The 16,403-nt window shown below is 42.5% G+C and carries 14 protein-coding genes; 5 read left to right on the forward strand and 9 right to left on the reverse strand.

Going from position 1 to position 16,403, the window contains the following annotated elements; all coding sequences use genetic code 11:
• Positions 1-134: 134 nt before the first annotated feature.
• The 3 genes from NPE20_RS16915 to NPE20_RS16925 form a co-directional block, all read right to left on the reverse strand.
• Complete coding sequence (locus tag NPE20_RS16915; RefSeq protein ID WP_256539865.1) at positions 135-1,829, reverse strand: sodium:solute symporter family protein; 1,695 nt, start codon at positions 1,827-1,829, stop codon at positions 135-137.
• Positions 1,830-1,940: 111 nt separating this feature from the next.
• A complete protein-coding gene (locus NPE20_RS16920) occupies positions 1,941-2,141 on the reverse strand; it encodes a hypothetical protein (protein ID WP_256539866.1) in 201 nt (66 codons plus the stop codon).
• A 62-nt stretch (positions 2,142-2,203) separates the two neighbouring features.
• Positions 2,204-4,720, reverse strand: a complete 2,517-nt coding sequence (locus tag NPE20_RS16925; protein ID WP_256539867.1) for a PIG-L family deacetylase — start codon at positions 4,718-4,720, stop codon at positions 2,204-2,206.
• A 196-nt stretch (positions 4,721-4,916) separates the two neighbouring features.
• Here NPE20_RS16925 and NPE20_RS16930 point away from each other — a divergent pair, with 196 nt between their 5' ends.
• Genes NPE20_RS16930 through NPE20_RS16945 form a run of 4 tightly spaced genes read left to right on the forward strand, consistent with a single transcriptional unit; the run spans position 4,917 to position 9,529 of the window.
• Positions 4,917-5,561: a TetR/AcrR family transcriptional regulator gene (locus NPE20_RS16930; RefSeq protein ID WP_256539868.1), complete on the forward strand. Its 645-nt coding sequence runs from the start codon at positions 4,917-4,919 to the stop codon at positions 5,559-5,561.
• A 10-nt stretch (positions 5,562-5,571) separates the two neighbouring features.
• Entirely contained in the window at positions 5,572-6,912 is a 1,341-nt protein-coding gene (locus NPE20_RS16935; protein WP_256539869.1) for a TolC family protein, read from the forward strand.
• Positions 6,913-6,929: 17 nt separating this feature from the next.
• Positions 6,930-7,982: an HlyD family secretion protein gene (locus tag NPE20_RS16940; RefSeq protein WP_256539870.1), complete on the forward strand. Its 1,053-nt coding sequence runs from the start codon at positions 6,930-6,932 to the stop codon at positions 7,980-7,982.
• Between the two features lie 5 nt (positions 7,983-7,987).
• Positions 7,988-9,529: a DHA2 family efflux MFS transporter permease subunit gene (locus tag NPE20_RS16945; RefSeq protein ID WP_256539871.1), complete on the forward strand. Its 1,542-nt coding sequence runs from the start codon at positions 7,988-7,990 to the stop codon at positions 9,527-9,529.
• 225 nt (positions 9,530-9,754) lie between these two features.
• Here the strand turns inward: NPE20_RS16945 and NPE20_RS16950 are convergent, their stop codons facing one another.
• From NPE20_RS16950 to NPE20_RS16960, 3 genes are all read right to left on the reverse strand, one after another.
• Positions 9,755-10,339, reverse strand: a complete 585-nt coding sequence (locus NPE20_RS16950) for a carboxymuconolactone decarboxylase family protein (protein WP_256539872.1) — start codon at positions 10,337-10,339, stop codon at positions 9,755-9,757.
• A 147-nt stretch (positions 10,340-10,486) separates the two neighbouring features.
• Positions 10,487-11,032, reverse strand: coding sequence for a peroxiredoxin (locus NPE20_RS16955; RefSeq protein ID WP_256539873.1), 546 nt, complete (start codon positions 11,030-11,032; stop codon positions 10,487-10,489).
• Between the two features lie 171 nt (positions 11,033-11,203).
• The gene (locus NPE20_RS16960; RefSeq protein WP_256539874.1) at positions 11,204-13,525 is read right to left on the reverse strand and encodes a family 20 glycosylhydrolase; all 2,322 of its coding nucleotides are present in this window, start codon (positions 13,523-13,525) and stop codon (positions 11,204-11,206) included.
• A 151-nt stretch (positions 13,526-13,676) separates the two neighbouring features.
• Here NPE20_RS16960 and NPE20_RS16965 point away from each other — a divergent pair, with 151 nt between their 5' ends.
• On the forward strand, positions 13,677-14,552 hold the full coding sequence (locus tag NPE20_RS16965; RefSeq protein ID WP_256539875.1) for a PfkB family carbohydrate kinase: 876 nt from the start codon (positions 13,677-13,679) through the stop codon (positions 14,550-14,552).
• A 172-nt stretch (positions 14,553-14,724) separates the two neighbouring features.
• On the opposite strand, the gene NPE20_RS16970 is transcribed toward NPE20_RS16965, so the two are convergent.
• The 3 genes from NPE20_RS16970 to NPE20_RS16980 form a co-directional block, all read right to left on the reverse strand.
• A complete protein-coding gene (locus NPE20_RS16970) occupies positions 14,725-15,138 on the reverse strand; it encodes a hypothetical protein (RefSeq protein WP_256539876.1) in 414 nt (137 codons plus the stop codon).
• 251 nt (positions 15,139-15,389) lie between these two features.
• A complete protein-coding gene (locus NPE20_RS16975; protein WP_256539877.1) occupies positions 15,390-15,851 on the reverse strand; it encodes a hypothetical protein in 462 nt (153 codons plus the stop codon).
• Positions 15,852-15,959: 108 nt separating this feature from the next.
• Positions 15,960-16,403 (reverse strand): DUF7684 family protein, encoded by a 444-nt coding sequence (locus tag NPE20_RS16980; RefSeq protein ID WP_256539878.1) that lies wholly within the window; start codon positions 16,401-16,403, stop codon positions 15,960-15,962.

Raw genomic sequence — 16,403 nt, forward strand, 5'->3', positions numbered from 1 at the left:
AAAATGGAAGAAAAAGTTGGCCAATTAAATGAACAACCTTTCAAGCAATTTCCATCTATTTTTGGATATTACCAAATCTGGTTTCAAATCTTTCTATTAATGTTGGAGGTAGTTTTAAGCAGGATTTCGACAAATTAACTTGTCTGCAATTCATCACTTTGAAATTTATTCAGCACCCATGCTATAATGATCACCCCTACACAGCCAATAGCATTTAGCCACAGATAGGCCACTGCATCGTAATAACCCATTACACAGATCAAAGCTTCGGTGATAACCGCGGCTATAAATACGGGTGTTCCCTTTATCTTCTTTAAATAAAACGCCACAATAAACACCCCTAAAATAGTACCATATATGTACGAGCCCAACTGGTTAACAGCTTCGAGCAGGTTGCCAATTTTACTTGCGTAAAGCGCCATGCCGATACAAACAAAACCCCAAAATACAGTTGCCAGGCGTGATGCCGTAACATAGCTATGATCAGATTCATTGGGTTTTAAGATCCTTTTATAAATATCAACTACGGTTGTTGATGCCAGCGCGTTTAGTCCGCTCGCGGTTGAACCCATTGATGCCAGGAAGATGATAGCGATGAGCAAACCTATTAATCCCCGCGGCAGGTAATGCGTAACAAAGGTGAGAAACACATAATTGGTATCGTTCACGTTATCGTTACCACTGTTTTTTTTAATTACATCAATAGCACTATTACGCACGTTATTAGCCTGCTCTTCGGCGGCTTTTAAACCGGCTTTAGCCGTTGCTATTTGCTGGTCATCTTTACTCTCAAATGCTTTTACAAGATCCTCTGTTTTTATCTTCTTTTTATCGAAGGCATCGGCATATTGCTTTTCCAGCTGATTAAATTGCGGGGCATATTGGCTTTTCTTTACCTGCTCTACCTCATAATTATTAAAGAATACCGGCGGGCGGTTAAATTGGTAAAAACTAAACACCAATACCCCAATTAGCAGTATTAAAAACTGCATGGGTATTTTTATCAAGCCGTTCATGATCAGCCCCAGCCTGCTTTGCCCTACCGAGCTACCGGTTAAATAACGCCCAACCTGGCTTTGGTCAGTACCGAAATAAGATAACTGCAGAAAGAACCCGCCGATAATACCGCTCCAGATGTTATAGCGGTTATTGGGATCAAACTTCCAGTCGATAACGTTCATGCGGCCCATGTTTCCGGCCAGTTTAATAGCCTTGGTAAAACCTACATTTTGCGGCAGCAGCATCACCACAAAAACGCCTGCCATAAACATCCCTGTAAATATGATACTCATTTGCAGCAACTGGGTGTACGATACCGCTTTCGACCCGCCATAAACGGTGTAAAACAAAACCAGGCCGCCAATGAATAGTGTGGTGTAAGTAGTATTAATATGTAGTATACCCGATAGGATTATCGCCGGTGCATAAATGGTTATAGCGGTGGATAGGCCACGCTGTATCAGAAATAAGATAGAGGTAAGTGCGCGGGTCTTCAGATCAAAACGCTTCTCTAAAAACTCATAAGCGGTATAAACTTTAAGTTTATGGAATATAGGCACAAAGGTGATACACAAAACGATCATGGCCAGCGGCAAGCCGAAGTAGAATTGCACAAAGCGCATCCCATCGCTGTAAGCCTGGCCGGGTGCTGATAGAAAGGTAATAGCGCTTGCCTGGGTAGCCATAACAGATAGCCCGACATGGTACCAGGGTAGCGACCGGTTGCCCAGATACTGGTCGATGTTTTTACTGCTGCCGCTTTTCCATACGCCGTAGGCAACAATGGCAAACAGGGTGGTGCATAAAACTATCCAATCGGTTAAGCTCATTCAAATGATTTTGTAATGAGCCAAAATATGAAAATTAAAAAAACCAGCCATACGATAACAATACCGTAAAACTGGTTCCAGTTTTTTATAAAAGATGGGAGATCGGTATTATCAGACCTCTTCACGGCCTTTCACCAGAAATTTTATGAAGACAGCAGCGGTTAATAAACCTAAAACACCACCTACAGGGATCCAGATAAAGCCTCTTTCAACAATTGCGCCTACGAACATTCCGCTAACTAAAGCTACAAGGTAAAATACGTAATCGTAGTTTTTTTCTTCTTCGTGATGAGGGTGATGATGATGTGACATAGTATGTATGTTAATATTCGGATGCAAATTTAAATTATTAAACCATTGATGCCTAATCCTAATTACTGATTTTTTGGTTTGCTTAATAAATTAATAAACAAACGGTATGCTCCTGGCACACCTGCAGGCAGCTCCCTAAAAAATACCAGCGAAGTATAAACATAACGCCCTTTACCATAATTGGCTACTATGAGCGATCCGTTGCTTGGCGATGCATCGGGGTCATTCATCTGTAGTGGTGCTTTATATTGCGGATCGATGCTTGATACCATATATACACTGCGCTCCTGTACCCAACCTTTAAAATCCTCCTGTGTAATAATGTTGGGGTAGTTTAATACCTCACTGTTTTTATCTAAAATGGTAACCGGGGCAAACTCATCGGTCACCCTTTCATTAACTACCCTAAATGGGTATGGGCCAAGCTCGCGGGTTACCAGGCCATTGTTATTATTGTATTGAACAACCAGGTTGCCGCCATTTTTTACATATTCTAAAAGTTTAGGCTGCTCATAAGTTAGGCGGCCGTTTACGTTATAGGCACGCACACCGGTTACAATGGCATCGTATACAGACAGGTCACCATTGATGATCTCGTTCTCGGTAAGCTGATGTACTTCGTAACCAACCTCGCGTAAAGCATCGGGCACCAGATCGCCGGCACCGGCTATGTAGCCAATTTTTTTGCCGGCTGTTTTCAGGTCGATATTCACCAGTTTAGCTTGCGCGGGTGGGAAAATGGTGATGGCAGGCACGTGGTTATATTTGATATTTAACAAACCTTGCGAGAACGATTTACCGTTTGCTGTCGCGATAACCTCAAAGTTGCTGGTGTTGGGTTTGCTATCGGTTGGGGTAACGCTGAAGGCTACTGTCCATTCATCACCTTTATTTTTACCGGTAAAATCAATCTTCTCCGGGCTTATCTTCCAACCCGCAACAGGTTTTATGCTGATACTGCCGCTTGCATTGGTAAAGGCCTTTAGTTTCACCTGCACGCTTTGTGGTTTGGTATTATTAAATACGTATACCTTATCGGCAATATTTGCGGTAACGGGCGGGGCAATTTCTAAGGGTTGGTAGATCTCGCCGCGGGCAGGGTCAACATATTTGAAAACCAGTTTTCTGTTGTAAGTGATTTCTTTCCCCGCAATGGTGAACTTGTAGGTTACCGCAGGTGCATCCGGGTTTTCGGGGTTGCCAACTTTCAGGTCATCATTTATAGCATAACTGCCAATTCCATGTGGCGATTCCAACCAGTAAGGCTGTGATATTTTATCGACTTTTAGTTTAAATGGAATGGTTTGCAATTGTCCTTCGGCTAACGCGCCATCTTTAACTACAACATAGTTGGACTGTGATGTGCTGAAACTATCGAATTTAACATCAGCATTTGATTGTTTTATGGCCTGTAGGCGCAATTCAATACTATCGCCAACAGCGTAGGAAGCATCATTGCTATAAGCCTCAAACCACAGCCCCGCACAAGCGGCAATCAAATCCTTTAAATCCTTTGTTTTTTGTTTGTGCCAGTAATCATAACTTGAATTGGCCACCTCGGTTAATCTTACGGTTTGGAAAGCCTTATTAGTCGCCACTGTTTGGTCTACCTCGCCCAGTAAAGCAACCAATGCCGGTACTGATGCCTGTGGCGCATCGCTGTTAAAAGCCTTAGTGATCTTTTGTATTTGTGCGGCTATCGGGGCACCAAATGGCGTCCTGTTCCAGGTAACATCTACGCCGTCCATCAGGTCGTTTTTTGGGGCATCGCCTAAAATGGTCTTAAAAAATTCAAAGGCATCACCGCGTTGTTTAGCAGCACCAAAGCCTTGTGTTTTGTGGTTGCTGCGGCTTTCGGCAGCTATCTCGCCATAGCTTTTACCTAATAATGGGTTATATCCGCCTACGTTAATTTTAAACTGGTCCGGCGATGTGGTGTTGGTATTACCAAAGTTAAAAGTGTTCCAAAGCAGGCGTTTAGCTTGCCATACATTTACGTATTTAAGTTGTTCGGGGTAGCGTTTTGGGTCGGCAGCCGCGCTGAAGGCTTCCTGTGCTAATATGGCCGATGCGGTATGGTTTCCGTGGCCGCCCTCGCCTGTTGTTGGGAAACGGCATATCATTACATCGGGCCTAAAGTTGCGGATCACCCAAACCATATCGCCTAATATTTTATCCTTATCCCATAGTTTCAGGGTTTCTTCGGGATTTTTTGAAAAGCCAAAATCGTTTGCCCTGCTAAAAAATTGCTCGGCGCCATCCATGCGGCGGGCGGCTAATAGCTCCTGCGTACGTATCAATCCTAATAGTTCGCCTTGTTCTGTTCCTATCAGGTTTTGACCGCCATCGCCCCGCGTTAACGATAGGTAGCCGGTGCGGTAATGTTTTTCCTGCGCCAGGTAACCCAGTAATCGGGTGTTCTCGTCATCGGGATGGGCAGCTATATAGAGCACACTGCCCAGTACGTTCAGTTTTTTTAAATTTTGTTGAATAGTGCCAATATCTGAGGGGGGAGATGTTTGTGAAAATATATTCTGGCAAAGTAAAAACAGGATAAGGGTTATCGGTACACGCTTCATAACAGCAAATATATCTGAAAGAAGCTTTTATGCAATAATTGGTATGATAATTATACCGTCATAATTACAGTTTCCTCCTCTTGTTTAATCGTTTGATTAACTTTTCTACCCTACTGGTCAGGTATTTACAATTAAATGATAAAAGTAATTTTAACTAATCAATCGTTTGATTAATTTTGTGCGGGACAAAAAGAAAATGGAAAAGGAAAAAACAGATAAGAAAGATCACATACTCGACGTTGCCGAGCGTGTTTTTGCTGAGTTAGGATACGATGGCGCATCAACCCGTATGATATCAGGCGAAGCCGGGGTAAATATGGCTATGCTTAATTATTACTTCGGTTCAAAGGAAGGTGTTTTTCTGGCAATTTTTGAACGCAGGATCACCACTTTCCAAACCGTACTGCTTAGTATAGGTAATGATGATAGTATCAATTCCTGGGAAAAATTGGATAAATATCTTGACAGTTACATCGATAAGGTGGTAACAAATAATTGTTTCCACATTATGCTGAACAGGGAGATCTCCAAATCAAAAAAGAACGAGCTTACCGATCAGATAACCGATATCATCATGAAAAATGTTACTGTTTTTCAGAACATTATAGCCGACGGTATAAAAAAAGGTGATTTTAATAAAGATGCAGATCAGCAGCTTTTAGTTGCTACCATTTTTGGTACTAAAAATTACATCGTAAACACTCCGCATATCTCATCAAGGGTACTTGGTTTTGATGTGCTGGATGCCGACGTTCAGAATGATCTGCTTAAACCCCGGTTTAAAAAATATATGAAAACACTGTTAAAAGCTTATTTACAGAACGAAAATGACAACAAATAATAATATACCCTTGAAACCTTTACAAATTAAAAAAGCCTTTAAGGCCGCGGGCAGTATTGCTATATTACTATTAGCACTACTGGTTACCAACCCCGCCGCCGCACAGGATAGGACATTAACCCTTGATGAGGCCCTTAAGCTTGGATTGGAAAACAGCAAAGTGCTGAAACTTTCACAATCGCGCATTGACCAGGCCGTATCGCAATATGAGCAGGCTAAAGATCGCTCGCTGCCAACGGGTAAAGCCAGCTTTGGTTATAACCGCGCGCAGATCCCAGCCAATAAGTTAAACCTTGGCGAAGAAAGCCTAAGCCTGCCAACCAGTGCTAATGCTTACTTAGGTACGCTATCATTAAACCAGGTAATATGGCAGGGCAACAAACTAAAGTACGCCCGCGAATCTACCACCTTGTTAACCGAGGTTGCCCGTTTAGATGCCGTGAACGATAAAGACCAGATAGCTTACAGCATTATTAATGCTTACTATAACTTGTACAAGGTTTTGCAAAGCAAAAAAGTGGTTCAGCAAAATTTGGCCACTATAGATGCGCAGATAAAACAATCGCAACGCTTTTTTGACCAGGGTTTGGTTACTAAAAACGATGTATTGCGCTTTCAATTGCAGCGCTCAAATATTGAGCTGAATGGCATCGATCTTGAAAACAACCGCCGTATTATCAACTATAATATGGACATTCTGTTAGGTTTACCAGAAGGCACCGAGTTAAATATTGAACAGATAACCGAGGCTGACAGAACTGCATTGCCTTTAACGGCTTACCTGGATTCGGCAATGGCTAACCGCCCCGAGTTTAAGCAGAATGACCTGCGTACACAAGTTGCAGATATCAACATCAAAAGCATAAAAGCCAATACCTCGCCAACACTATCGGCAGCGGCAAGCGCTTACTATGTGGGTATAGCAGCAAACCCGATACCTAAAACCGGTAATTACATTACCCCAATATCAGTTGGTGTAACATTAGGTTGGGATTTTGGCAGCCTGTGGACAAACAAGAACAAGGTTAAAGAGGCTAAGTTACAACGCGAAGAGGTTGTAATTAACAGAGGCATTACCACCGATAATATTAAGAATGAGGTGAACCAAAGCTACCAGAACTATAAAGCGGCGCTGGATAGGATAAGCTTGCTGCAAACCTCCATAAACCAGGCGCTGGAAAACAACCGCATACTGGAATCAAAATACAAAAGCAATATATCATCGGCTACAGACCGCGCCGATGCGCAAACCCTACTTTACCAGGCCCAAATTAACCTGGAACTGGCTAAGGCTGACGCAGGACTTGCATACTACACATTAATAAAATCAACCGGAAAACTTAACAAATAATTACAATACATAAAACAATGGCAACACAGGAAACAGAAACCAAAAAGAAACCAAATAGGGTTCTTCCTATCATATTAGGGATCGTTCTTTTGGGAGGTATCATTTTTGGGGTAAAAGAATATATATACTTCAGCAAGCACGTAGATACAGACGATGCGCAGATAGACGGCGACATAAGCCCGGTTGTGGCACGTGTTGGCGGCTATGTTGACAGCATTATGTTTGAAGAGAACACGCACGTTAACAAAGGCCAGTTGCTGGTTAAAATTGACGACCGCGATTACAAAGTAAAATTAGAACAGGCACAAGCCGCACAAGTTGGCGCAAGCGCAGGTATCAATGTAGGCGAATCGCAAATATCTACAACCGCTGCAAATTCATCAAGCGCAAGGGCCGACGTAGAATCTGCAAGCGCACGTTTAGATAAAGTACGTAAAGATTATGCCCGTTACGCCAACCTGGTACAGGATGGATCAGTAACCCGCCAGCAGTTTGACCAGGCTAAAGCCGATTTAGATGTTGCACAGGCAAACTATAACGCCGCGCGCGATAAATACAAGGCCGCTTTACAACAGGTAGCAACAAGCCGCAGCCAGTTAAAAGTTACCAATACAGGCGTAAGCCAAAGGCAGGTGGATATTGACTATGCCAAACTGCAGTTAAGTTATACTGACGTTAAATCACCATCGAGCGGTATTGTGGCTAAAAAGAACGTACAGATAGGCCAGCTGGTGCAAGCAGGGCAAACCTTGTTCTCTGTAGTAAACGATAACAGCATTTATATTACTGCAAACTTTAAAGAAACCCAGTTAGAGAAGATCAAGAACGGCCAAAAGGTTGACCTTGATGTTAATGCTTACCCGGATCTTAAAATTGAAGGTACAGTATATAACTTCTCGCCTGCTACAGGTGCTAAATTCTCTTTATTGCCTCCGGATAATGCTACCGGTAACTTCGTAAAGGTTGTACAACGTGTGCCTGTTAAAATAAAAGTTACAGGCAGCAAAGAAGATATAGCGAAACTGCGCCCGGGTATGAGCGTAGATGTTTCGGTAAATACTAAAGACTAAATACCATGGCTGAAACTGGCTTTAAAAAATGGATAATTACCATTACGGTGATCATGGCATCATTGCTTGAGCTTATTGATACCACCATCGTAAACGTGGCTATCCCACATATACAAGGTAACCTTGGCGCAACCCTTGAGGATGTTGCCTGGGTGGTTACCGGCTACGCCGTAGCAAACGTTATCATCCTGCCTATGTCGGGCTGGTTGGGCGGGCGCTTTGGCCGTAAAAATTATTTTCTTACCTCTATTATAGTATTTACCATAGCATCCTTTTTGTGTGGTAATGCCAATTCGCTTGATGAACTGGTTGTGTTTCGTATAATACAAGGTATTGCCGGCGGTGGTTTAATATCTACCGGGCAAACCATTTTATTAGAAACCTGGCCCCGCGAGCAAATTGGTACCGCTACAGCATTATTTGGTTTAGGCGCGGTTGTAGGCCCAACAGTAGGCCCAACCATTGGCGGCTGGATCACCGAAAACTATGCATGGCCGTGGATATTTTATGTGAACATCCCGGTAGGCGCGTTGGCTATATTCCTTACCTATACATTTGTTAGGGAAACACCCAAGGAGGAGAAAAGACCAATTGACTGGTGGGGTATTGGCTTGCTGGCTGTTGCCGTAGGCAGTTTACAAACCATCCTTGAAAAAGGTGAGTCGGAAGATTGGTTTGCAAAAACATACATTATTGTGCTAACCGTTACCGCCGTTTTAGGTACCATATTATTTATATGGCGGGAGTTGAGCACCGACCACCCTATTGTGAACTTTAGCATTATGCGGCATCGAAGTTTTGCCGTGGGGATGTTCACCTCGTTTATCCTGGGGTTTGGTTTATATGGTTCGGTATTCGTGTTCCCGGTATTTTGTCAAAATTTGTTGGGCTTTAACGCGCAGCAAACCGGTGAGTTACTATTCCCGGGCGGTGTGTGTACCATTATTATGATGCCTTTTATAGGTAAGGCGCTTAACAAAGGTATTCCTGCACAATTTATGGCTACGGCGGGTATGTTTTTGTTCTTTGTATTTACATGGATGCTGAGCAACTCTACCCTGGCAACCGGCGAGAAAGATGTATTGGTTCCGTTACTGATACGTGGTGTGGGTATGGCGTTATTATTTGTGCCTTTAACCACACTTGCTATGGCCGATTTGAAAGGCCCGGAAATTGGCCAGGGATCGGGCTTAAACAATATGATGCGCCAGTTGGGCGGGTCGTTTGGTATTGCCGCTTTAACAACCATTATACACATACGCCAGGGTTACCACAGAAGCACGCTTATTGAGCATGTGAACCCGTATAACCCTGCTTTTACCGAACGATTAAATCAGTATATGCACGGGTTTATGGCAAAAGGTAAATCAGTTATTGATGCTACACACATGGCTTACGGCGCTATTGAAGGTGCGGTTGTCAAACAAACCATGTTGCTCACTTACGATGATGCTTACTGGATCTCGGGTTTGATCATGCTTTTCTCTATCCCGTTACTTTATCTGCAGCCGTTTAAAAAGCTAAGGGCCGTAACAGATTCCCACTAAAAAACAAAGCCATTCTGCTTTTACAAGCGGAATGGCTTCTCCAAAAAATCAACAATTAAATTTGTAATCCCCTCTGGGATCGGTAATGGTTTTACAGCTATAAAATTATTATTGACAACAGAGGTTAGTAGTAATCTTTAAGCCTTAAAATTAAAGCTTTTAAATTAACAAAGCCAAATTTTATTTGATATTAGTTTTAAACACCGCGAAAATTCTTTCTGTTTATTAGAAAATAATTTTCCCTGTTGCGGTAACTAATGATGCTATCCTTACGGCATCAAATATGCGCTCTTCGGTTGTGCCCAATTTTATCAATGAATCTTCGTGAGCGTTTACACACATTTCACAACCGTTAACAGCTGAAATAGCTAAGCTCATCAATTCAAAAAATTCTTTACCGGTAACAGGCTTCATCATTAACTGCATGCGGATGCGCGCCGGTATCTGCGTATATTTTTCTTTCTGGGTGAAATGCCTGAAACGATAAAAAATATTGTTTGATGCCAGTAATGAAGCGCAGCCTGCTGCTTCGGCAACATCGGCATCAGTAGCTTCGCTTTGTTTAGCTACGTTGGTGTAGTAAGCAATAAGCGGCGCGTTTTGGTTGTTAACAGCGGTGCTTAAACCTAATAAGGCGCACTCTTTAGCGCTTAAATGTTCGGATGTTAAGGTACTGGTAAAATTAAGTTTCAGATCACGCAGGTAGCGCGATTCGCCTGCTTCTAATAAAGAAAGGGCTGGTGTACGGTATGTTTTGTCCAGGCCGGTAGTTTCTACCAGTTCCTGTACTATTTCGGTGCTTTCGCTCATAGTGGTAATTAAATATAGAGGGTAAAAAAATAACCACAGAGAACACAGAGCTTTTTTCACAGAGGGCACAAAGTTTAATCTCTGTGTACTTTGTGGTTTTCTCTCAGTGTACTCTGTGGTTAAATATCAGTTTGGTTAAACTACTTATTAAACTGTTAAAGTTTCCTGGCCTTTTTCCCAGTTGCATGGGCAAAGCTCGTCAGTTTGCAAGCCATCAAGTACACGCAAAACTTCTTTAACATTACGGCCTACACTAAGGTCATTTACAGATACCCAACGGATGATACCGGTAGGATCAATAATGAAAGTAGCACGGTAAGCGATTTTTTCGTTTGGCTCTAAAATACCAAGGTCTTCTGCTAATGATTTTGAAGTATCAGCTAACATTGGGAATTTAAGATCGCGCAGGTCATCATGGTGGGTTCTCCAGGCAGCGTGTACAAATTCGCTATCGGTAGATGCACCAATAAGGCGGGTGTCGCGGTCACGGAACTCACCAAAGTTTTTGTTGAACTCAGCAATCTCTGTTGGGCATACAAAAGTGAAATCCTTTGGCCACCAGAACATTACAGTCCAAACGTTATCGTCGTTAACAAGGTATTCAGAAGTTATTGTTTCAAACTCTTTGCCTTTTTCAAGACTTGTTACAGCAATTTTAGAAAATTCGGGAAATTTTTGTCCTATCGTTAACATAATGGTTGTTTTGTTAAAATTTATGCAACAAATATACGATTAAAAATTATGCCGATTCATCTTAAAAATCTATAGTATATAGTTTTTATCTATATTATAATGCGTTGATATTGAGTAATACTATTGAATTTTATGAATGCATTATTAGGTGTTTCCCTTTTTCAGAGAGGTTTAATTATACAGCATACCGGCGTCTATTTCCCTTTTATCACCATCCGGGGCTGTTATAAATACCTTTAGCGGAGTTTGCCTTATCCGGTAAGCGCCGGGTTGCAATACCGGCTGGTTGTAAATGTATTTTACCGTTATTTTATGGAACCCTTTTGCAAGTGGCAGGGCGGGCTCGGTTTCGGTAAGTTTTTCTCCATCTATAAACAGCTGGGTATCGGTATAGGATGCCTGGCTGAAATTGTAAGCGCCATCTGCCGGGATGTTGATATAGCCGTTATATACCGCGCCGAAGCTTGGATTATCTTTCTTGAACGGCTCGGCGTTGAACTGATCGATCATGGCCGAATCCTTGGTGGTTACATAATCCAATTGATCGGGCGTGGTGAATTTTGTTTTTAAAAGTTTATAGGTTAAGCCCGGCTTGTTGGCCGTATAGTTTACGGCAGGCATTAAGGTACGGTTATACATCAGTACACGGCTGGCTATACTGCGCCTGCCCGAGGGCGTGATCACACGGGTTTTAAACTCGCGTTTCTCGTTTGCAGGGATGGCGAAAGTAATGGGGTTGCCGTTATACTCTAGGTCGGTATCTAATGGATCGCGGCCGTTTAGGGTATAGTATATTTTAGCCCCCGGTACCACACTTACTGGCGCCCAGGTAAACCGCTGACCAAAAACCATGGTATCAATAACAGGCATGGCAATAGGTACACGATAGTTATAGCCTTTGGCATCTAAACGGGCAAAATGTTTAGCCAGGCGCACATTGGCAAAGTTGTTATAATCTTTATTAGCAGGCAAGCTCCATGCCACTTCAGATAGGGCAAACAAGCGGGGCAAGATCTGGTATTGCAACTTGGCCATTGTAGGCACATATTCCGTCCATAAATTGCCCTGGGTACCAATTACGTATTGCTGCTCTTCGGGTGTAAGTTCTTTAGATACCGGGTCATAATTATAGGTTTCATCAAGCGTAGCGTAACGGCCAAAAGAAACAGGCTCTTGCGGCGAACCGCTTTGGTAATGGTCAAAATAGTTGCCGGTGGTTTGCGGTGTCATAATAACGTTGTGCTTTTGTTTGGCCGCTGCTATGCCGCCTTCTTCGCCGGTCCAGCTCATTACGGTGGCATTTGGGGCAAGGCCGCCTTCCAGTATCTCATCCCAGCCAATAATGCTGCGCCCTTTAGCGTTGATGAACTTTTCCATACGCTGAATAAAATAGCTTTGCACTTCATTTTCATCCTTAAAGCCTTTCTCTTTTATCAGGTTTTGCACAAACGCCGACTCTTTCCAGGGTTGTTTATTTGCCTCGTCGCCCCCAACATGTATGTATTTACTGGGGAAGAGCGCCATTACTTCGGTAAGCACGTTTTCTAAAAAGGTGAAGGTTTCTTCGGTAGGGCAGTACAGGCTGCCAAAGCTGCGGGCTGGTGTTTTGCTATCGGCTGGTTGCTCGCAACGCAGCTCGGGATAGGCGCGCAGGGCGGCATCAGAGTGCGCTGGCATCTCAATTTCGGGTACAACGTTAATGAACCTGTCAGCAGCAAATTTTACCACATCGCGAATGTCATCCTGGGTATAATAACCGCCGTAGCTAAGGCTGTCGGGCCAGTCGCGGTTGGTGCCAAACATGGTTTGATCGCGATAGCCGCCAACTTGAGTTAGCTTAGGATATTTCTTTATTTCGATGCGCCAGCCCTGGCCATCAACCAGGTGCCAGTGGAAGTTATTGATCTTGTAGGTGGCCAACAGTTCAATCACCTTTTTTACCTGCGGAACGGTGAAAAAGTGGCGGGATACATCCAGCATCATACCGCGGTAACCAAAGCGCGGGGCATCTTCAATAACTACGCAAGGCAATTTTTCGGTACCCGATGTAGCTACCGGGAACAGCTGCATAAAAGTTTGCATACCATAAAACAAGCCGGCCCCTTTGCCAATAATAGTAATGCGGCGCGGGGTTATCGTAAGCTTGTAACCCTCTTTGGGTAGTTTATCTGCGCCTTTGGCGGTTAGTATTAAGGTAGTGCCGCCGGTGGTTCTTACTTTGGGGTTGTATTTGCTTAGCCTGTTGTTAAAGTGGCGGTTGTTCAGCAAAAAATCTTTAAGAAAAGCAGTGGTTTTATCTTTGGGGTTATCCACCTTTATCCGCGTAAGCTGACTAAAAACAAATACCCCGGTGGTTTTTTTTATAGATGCCGGTGCCGGGATAATACCCAGATGAGGGTCGTCTGCAGGGGTTTGGGCATTGGCTGGCAGGGTTATTGCAAATGCCAGGCTTATAGCGAATAATGCTTTTTTAAGAAAGTTTTTTGTGTTCATAATAACGGGAAAATGTGAGATAGTTATTAATGCGAATTGCTAAAATAGTACAATAGCCTTTGGTTTACTATATTAACTTGTAACAAATAATTGACAAACAGAATATTACATTTGTACCCACATTACTAAATAATAAATTGAATTTTAACAGATGTACGATATTTGCTGCATAGGACACATCACCTTAGATAAAATTGTTACCGCCAAAGCTATTAAGCATATGGCCGGTGGTACTGCTTTTTACTTCTCCAACGCCATCCGTAATATGGATGTGCGGTATAAACTCATTACTGCCGTTGCCGAAACCGAACTGCCCAGCGTTGCCAGCCTGCGCGATAAGGGCATCGACGTAAAAGTATTGCCGAGCGCACACACCGTTTACTTTGAGAATATATACGGCGAGAACCAGGATAAACGTACCCAGCGTGTTTTGCAGAAAGCCGATGCTTTTTTTGCCGAAGATATGAAGGATGTAGAAGCTGTTATATTCCATTTGGGGCCGTTACTGGCTGATGATATGTCGACCGATTTGATCAAAGCTTTGTTTAGCAGGGGCAATGTTTCTGTTGATGCGCAGGGGTATTTGCGCGAGGTGATAGATAAAGGCGTACACGCGGTTGACTGGGCCGATAAAAAAGAAGCCCTTAAATACATAGACATATTAAAAGTGAACGAAAGCGAGCTGGAAGTGCTTACCGGCATTGCCGATATCCGCGAAGGCGCAAAGGTTTTAGCTGAGTGGGGTGTTAAAGAAGTGGTAGTAACCCTGGGTAGCATGGGCTCTGTAATTTATGCTGATAGCATTTATTATGATGTTCCCGCATATAAACCTACCGAAGTGGTGGATGCTACGGGTTGCGGTGATACCTATATGGCAGGTTACCTGTACAGACGCGTTAAAGGTGCCGACATACAAAATGCCGGCGAATTTGCCGCCGCCATGGCCGGACTAAAAATTGAAACTTCGGGGCCGTTCGAAGGGACCGAAGAAGATGTTATGGCGATGATGGAACGGGTGGTATCATAAGCGGAACGTTAATCTATTTTCTCCCGCTGGTTCAGGTTTAACGCAGCGTAACCTGGACCTACAATGTGGTAAGCTTTCAGCTTACGCAAGGAGGACCCTTGCTTTATTTTTAGGTCGAAGTTAAAAACTTCGACCAGTAGATTGCCTCAATTTCCGTATCATTTATCGTTAATTACTTGTCCTTCATCGAGGGAGTATATCTTTTGAAGATGATTCCAGCGGCAGGAGTAATACCGTTGCTGTAAACCATTAATGAATCGTTACCTTCTACGCTATATAACCATACTTCGTGCCTTTTTTTATAATGATACTTCCAAACTCCATATTGAGATTTCTTGTCTATGGGGTAGCCCAAATCTGCCCGTTGTTCATACAGTAATGTAACGGTACACCTATCGGAAGAATCAATTTTTATAAACCAAGGCGAGATATTATACAAGAGTTTATTGTATTGAGGTTTGTTTTGAAAATAATCATACTGCGTATTAATCCACCAACCAGACAACTTAGATTTGTGACCAGTTTGCGAAAAGGCATTGGAGGACAGTAACCAAAGAAAGATTATTATTAATAAATTGCGATTCATATCCTGTTTATTTTAAAGGCCAAAACCAAATTGTTGTTCCTCCAAACATTTGCTTATGTGAGAAATTGCTCATGTAATGAGCTTTGTGCCCTTGTTGGTGTTGTCACCAACAAGCCGTGTATGTCACATCTTGCAAAACTGTCCTAAAGGTTGTTGGTGACAACACCAACAACGGCGAAAAAAACTCAGACCGGTGACGTGATGGTTAGTATTGCTTATATTGAAATCAATACCAATATGAACAAAATCCTTCATTCTAACTCAAATGGCTTATCATTAGTACAGTAAAAACAGTAACCGTTAGGTAGTTGTCCAAATGTGGGCCTAAATACATCCCAAAATTCTTCACCTGTCATTGGGCCATCATATATTTTTATTCCATCAAAATATATTTCTACTCTGGCGGTATCAGTATTAACATGATGGTGTATTTTCGGCTTTGCCTTTATCTTATAGATCGCGTTGTAGAAAGCAGCCACCGAATCCAATCGAAATATTTTACTGGTATCAGAATGTTCTATTTTGAAAATATCCATTGCATGAGAACTTGTGCCTTTTAAGATACAAGCCTGCCCCTTTTCGTTTGCCAACATGGAATAAAAGGAATTGCCAAAACGCAGGTCTGCCCTTACATTGTATGACATTAATGTTCCTGCCTTTTGTATCTGCGAGTAATTTTTGACACTATCTTTTTTAACGCCATTGTTTTTCATGCCAGGTTCATTACAGGCAAATAATAACATAGTAATTATAACAAATACATAAAAGCGCATTCTTTATCTTTTTCGTGTCTCGAATGACACGGTTTTATGTATGGTTTTTTACTTGATTGTTTCTTTAAGTTTCCTAAACGTTTCTTCAATATCTAAACCAGTCGTGTCCAAACACAGTACGGTGTCAATACGCTCGGTATCGTGTGTCGCAGTAAATGCAGCGTACCACAAAGCGTCATCAATATTGTTGTCCCATGTTGTAATAATATCAAAAGGGGGAAGATTTAAACCTTCAACATCAACTTCTCTAAAAACGATTTCTTCATCAACAAGGTCATGTAGTAGTTCCGACTGGCTGCCGGCGCAACAAACATAGCATGCGTTATGATTAATTATCTTTCGAGATATTTCGTCTAATATGGGTCTGGATTTGTCATTAACTATTATAACTGCCACCCAATTGCAATTTGGCAGTGCCTTTTCCCAATTAACATCTGTGGCATGTTTTTGATAAATCAGTTTTCTTTCATTTATTACACCAAGTTCTCTCAT

It is taken from the genome of Mucilaginibacter aquariorum, assembly GCF_024498135.1.
Classification (GTDB): domain Bacteria; phylum Bacteroidota; class Bacteroidia; order Sphingobacteriales; family Sphingobacteriaceae; genus Mucilaginibacter; species Mucilaginibacter aquariorum.

Excerpts from the sequence above, each read along its gene's own strand:
- NPE20_RS16915 (WP_256539865.1), bottom strand. The coding sequence starts at position 1,829 with ATGAGCTTAACCGATTGGATAGTTTTATGCACCACCCTGTTTGCCATT.
- NPE20_RS16920 (WP_256539866.1), bottom strand. The coding sequence starts at position 2,141 with ATGTCACATCATCATCACCCTCATCACGAAGAAGAAAAAAACTACGAT.
- NPE20_RS16925 (WP_256539867.1), bottom strand. The coding sequence starts at position 4,720 with ATGAAGCGTGTACCGATAACCCTTATCCTGTTTTTACTTTGCCAGAAT.
- NPE20_RS16930 (WP_256539868.1), top strand. The coding sequence starts at position 4,917 with ATGGAAAAGGAAAAAACAGATAAGAAAGATCACATACTCGACGTTGCC.
- NPE20_RS16940 (WP_256539870.1), top strand. The coding sequence starts at position 6,930 with ATGGCAACACAGGAAACAGAAACCAAAAAGAAACCAAATAGGGTTCTT.
- NPE20_RS16945 (WP_256539871.1), top strand. The coding sequence starts at position 7,988 with ATGGCTGAAACTGGCTTTAAAAAATGGATAATTACCATTACGGTGATC.
- NPE20_RS16950 (WP_256539872.1), bottom strand. The coding sequence starts at position 10,339 with ATGAGCGAAAGCACCGAAATAGTACAGGAACTGGTAGAAACTACCGGC.
- NPE20_RS16955 (WP_256539873.1), bottom strand. The coding sequence starts at position 11,032 with ATGTTAACGATAGGACAAAAATTTCCCGAATTTTCTAAAATTGCTGTA.
- NPE20_RS16960 (WP_256539874.1), bottom strand. The coding sequence starts at position 13,525 with ATGAACACAAAAAACTTTCTTAAAAAAGCATTATTCGCTATAAGCCTG.
- NPE20_RS16965 (WP_256539875.1), top strand. The coding sequence starts at position 13,677 with ATGTACGATATTTGCTGCATAGGACACATCACCTTAGATAAAATTGTT.
- NPE20_RS16970 (WP_256539876.1), bottom strand. The coding sequence starts at position 15,138 with ATGAATCGCAATTTATTAATAATAATCTTTCTTTGGTTACTGTCCTCC.
- NPE20_RS16975 (WP_256539877.1), bottom strand. The coding sequence starts at position 15,851 with ATGAAAAACAATGGCGTTAAAAAAGATAGTGTCAAAAATTACTCGCAG.
- NPE20_RS16980 (WP_256539878.1), bottom strand. The coding sequence starts at position 16,403 with ATGAGAGAACTTGGTGTAATAAATGAAAGAAAACTGATTTATCAAAAA.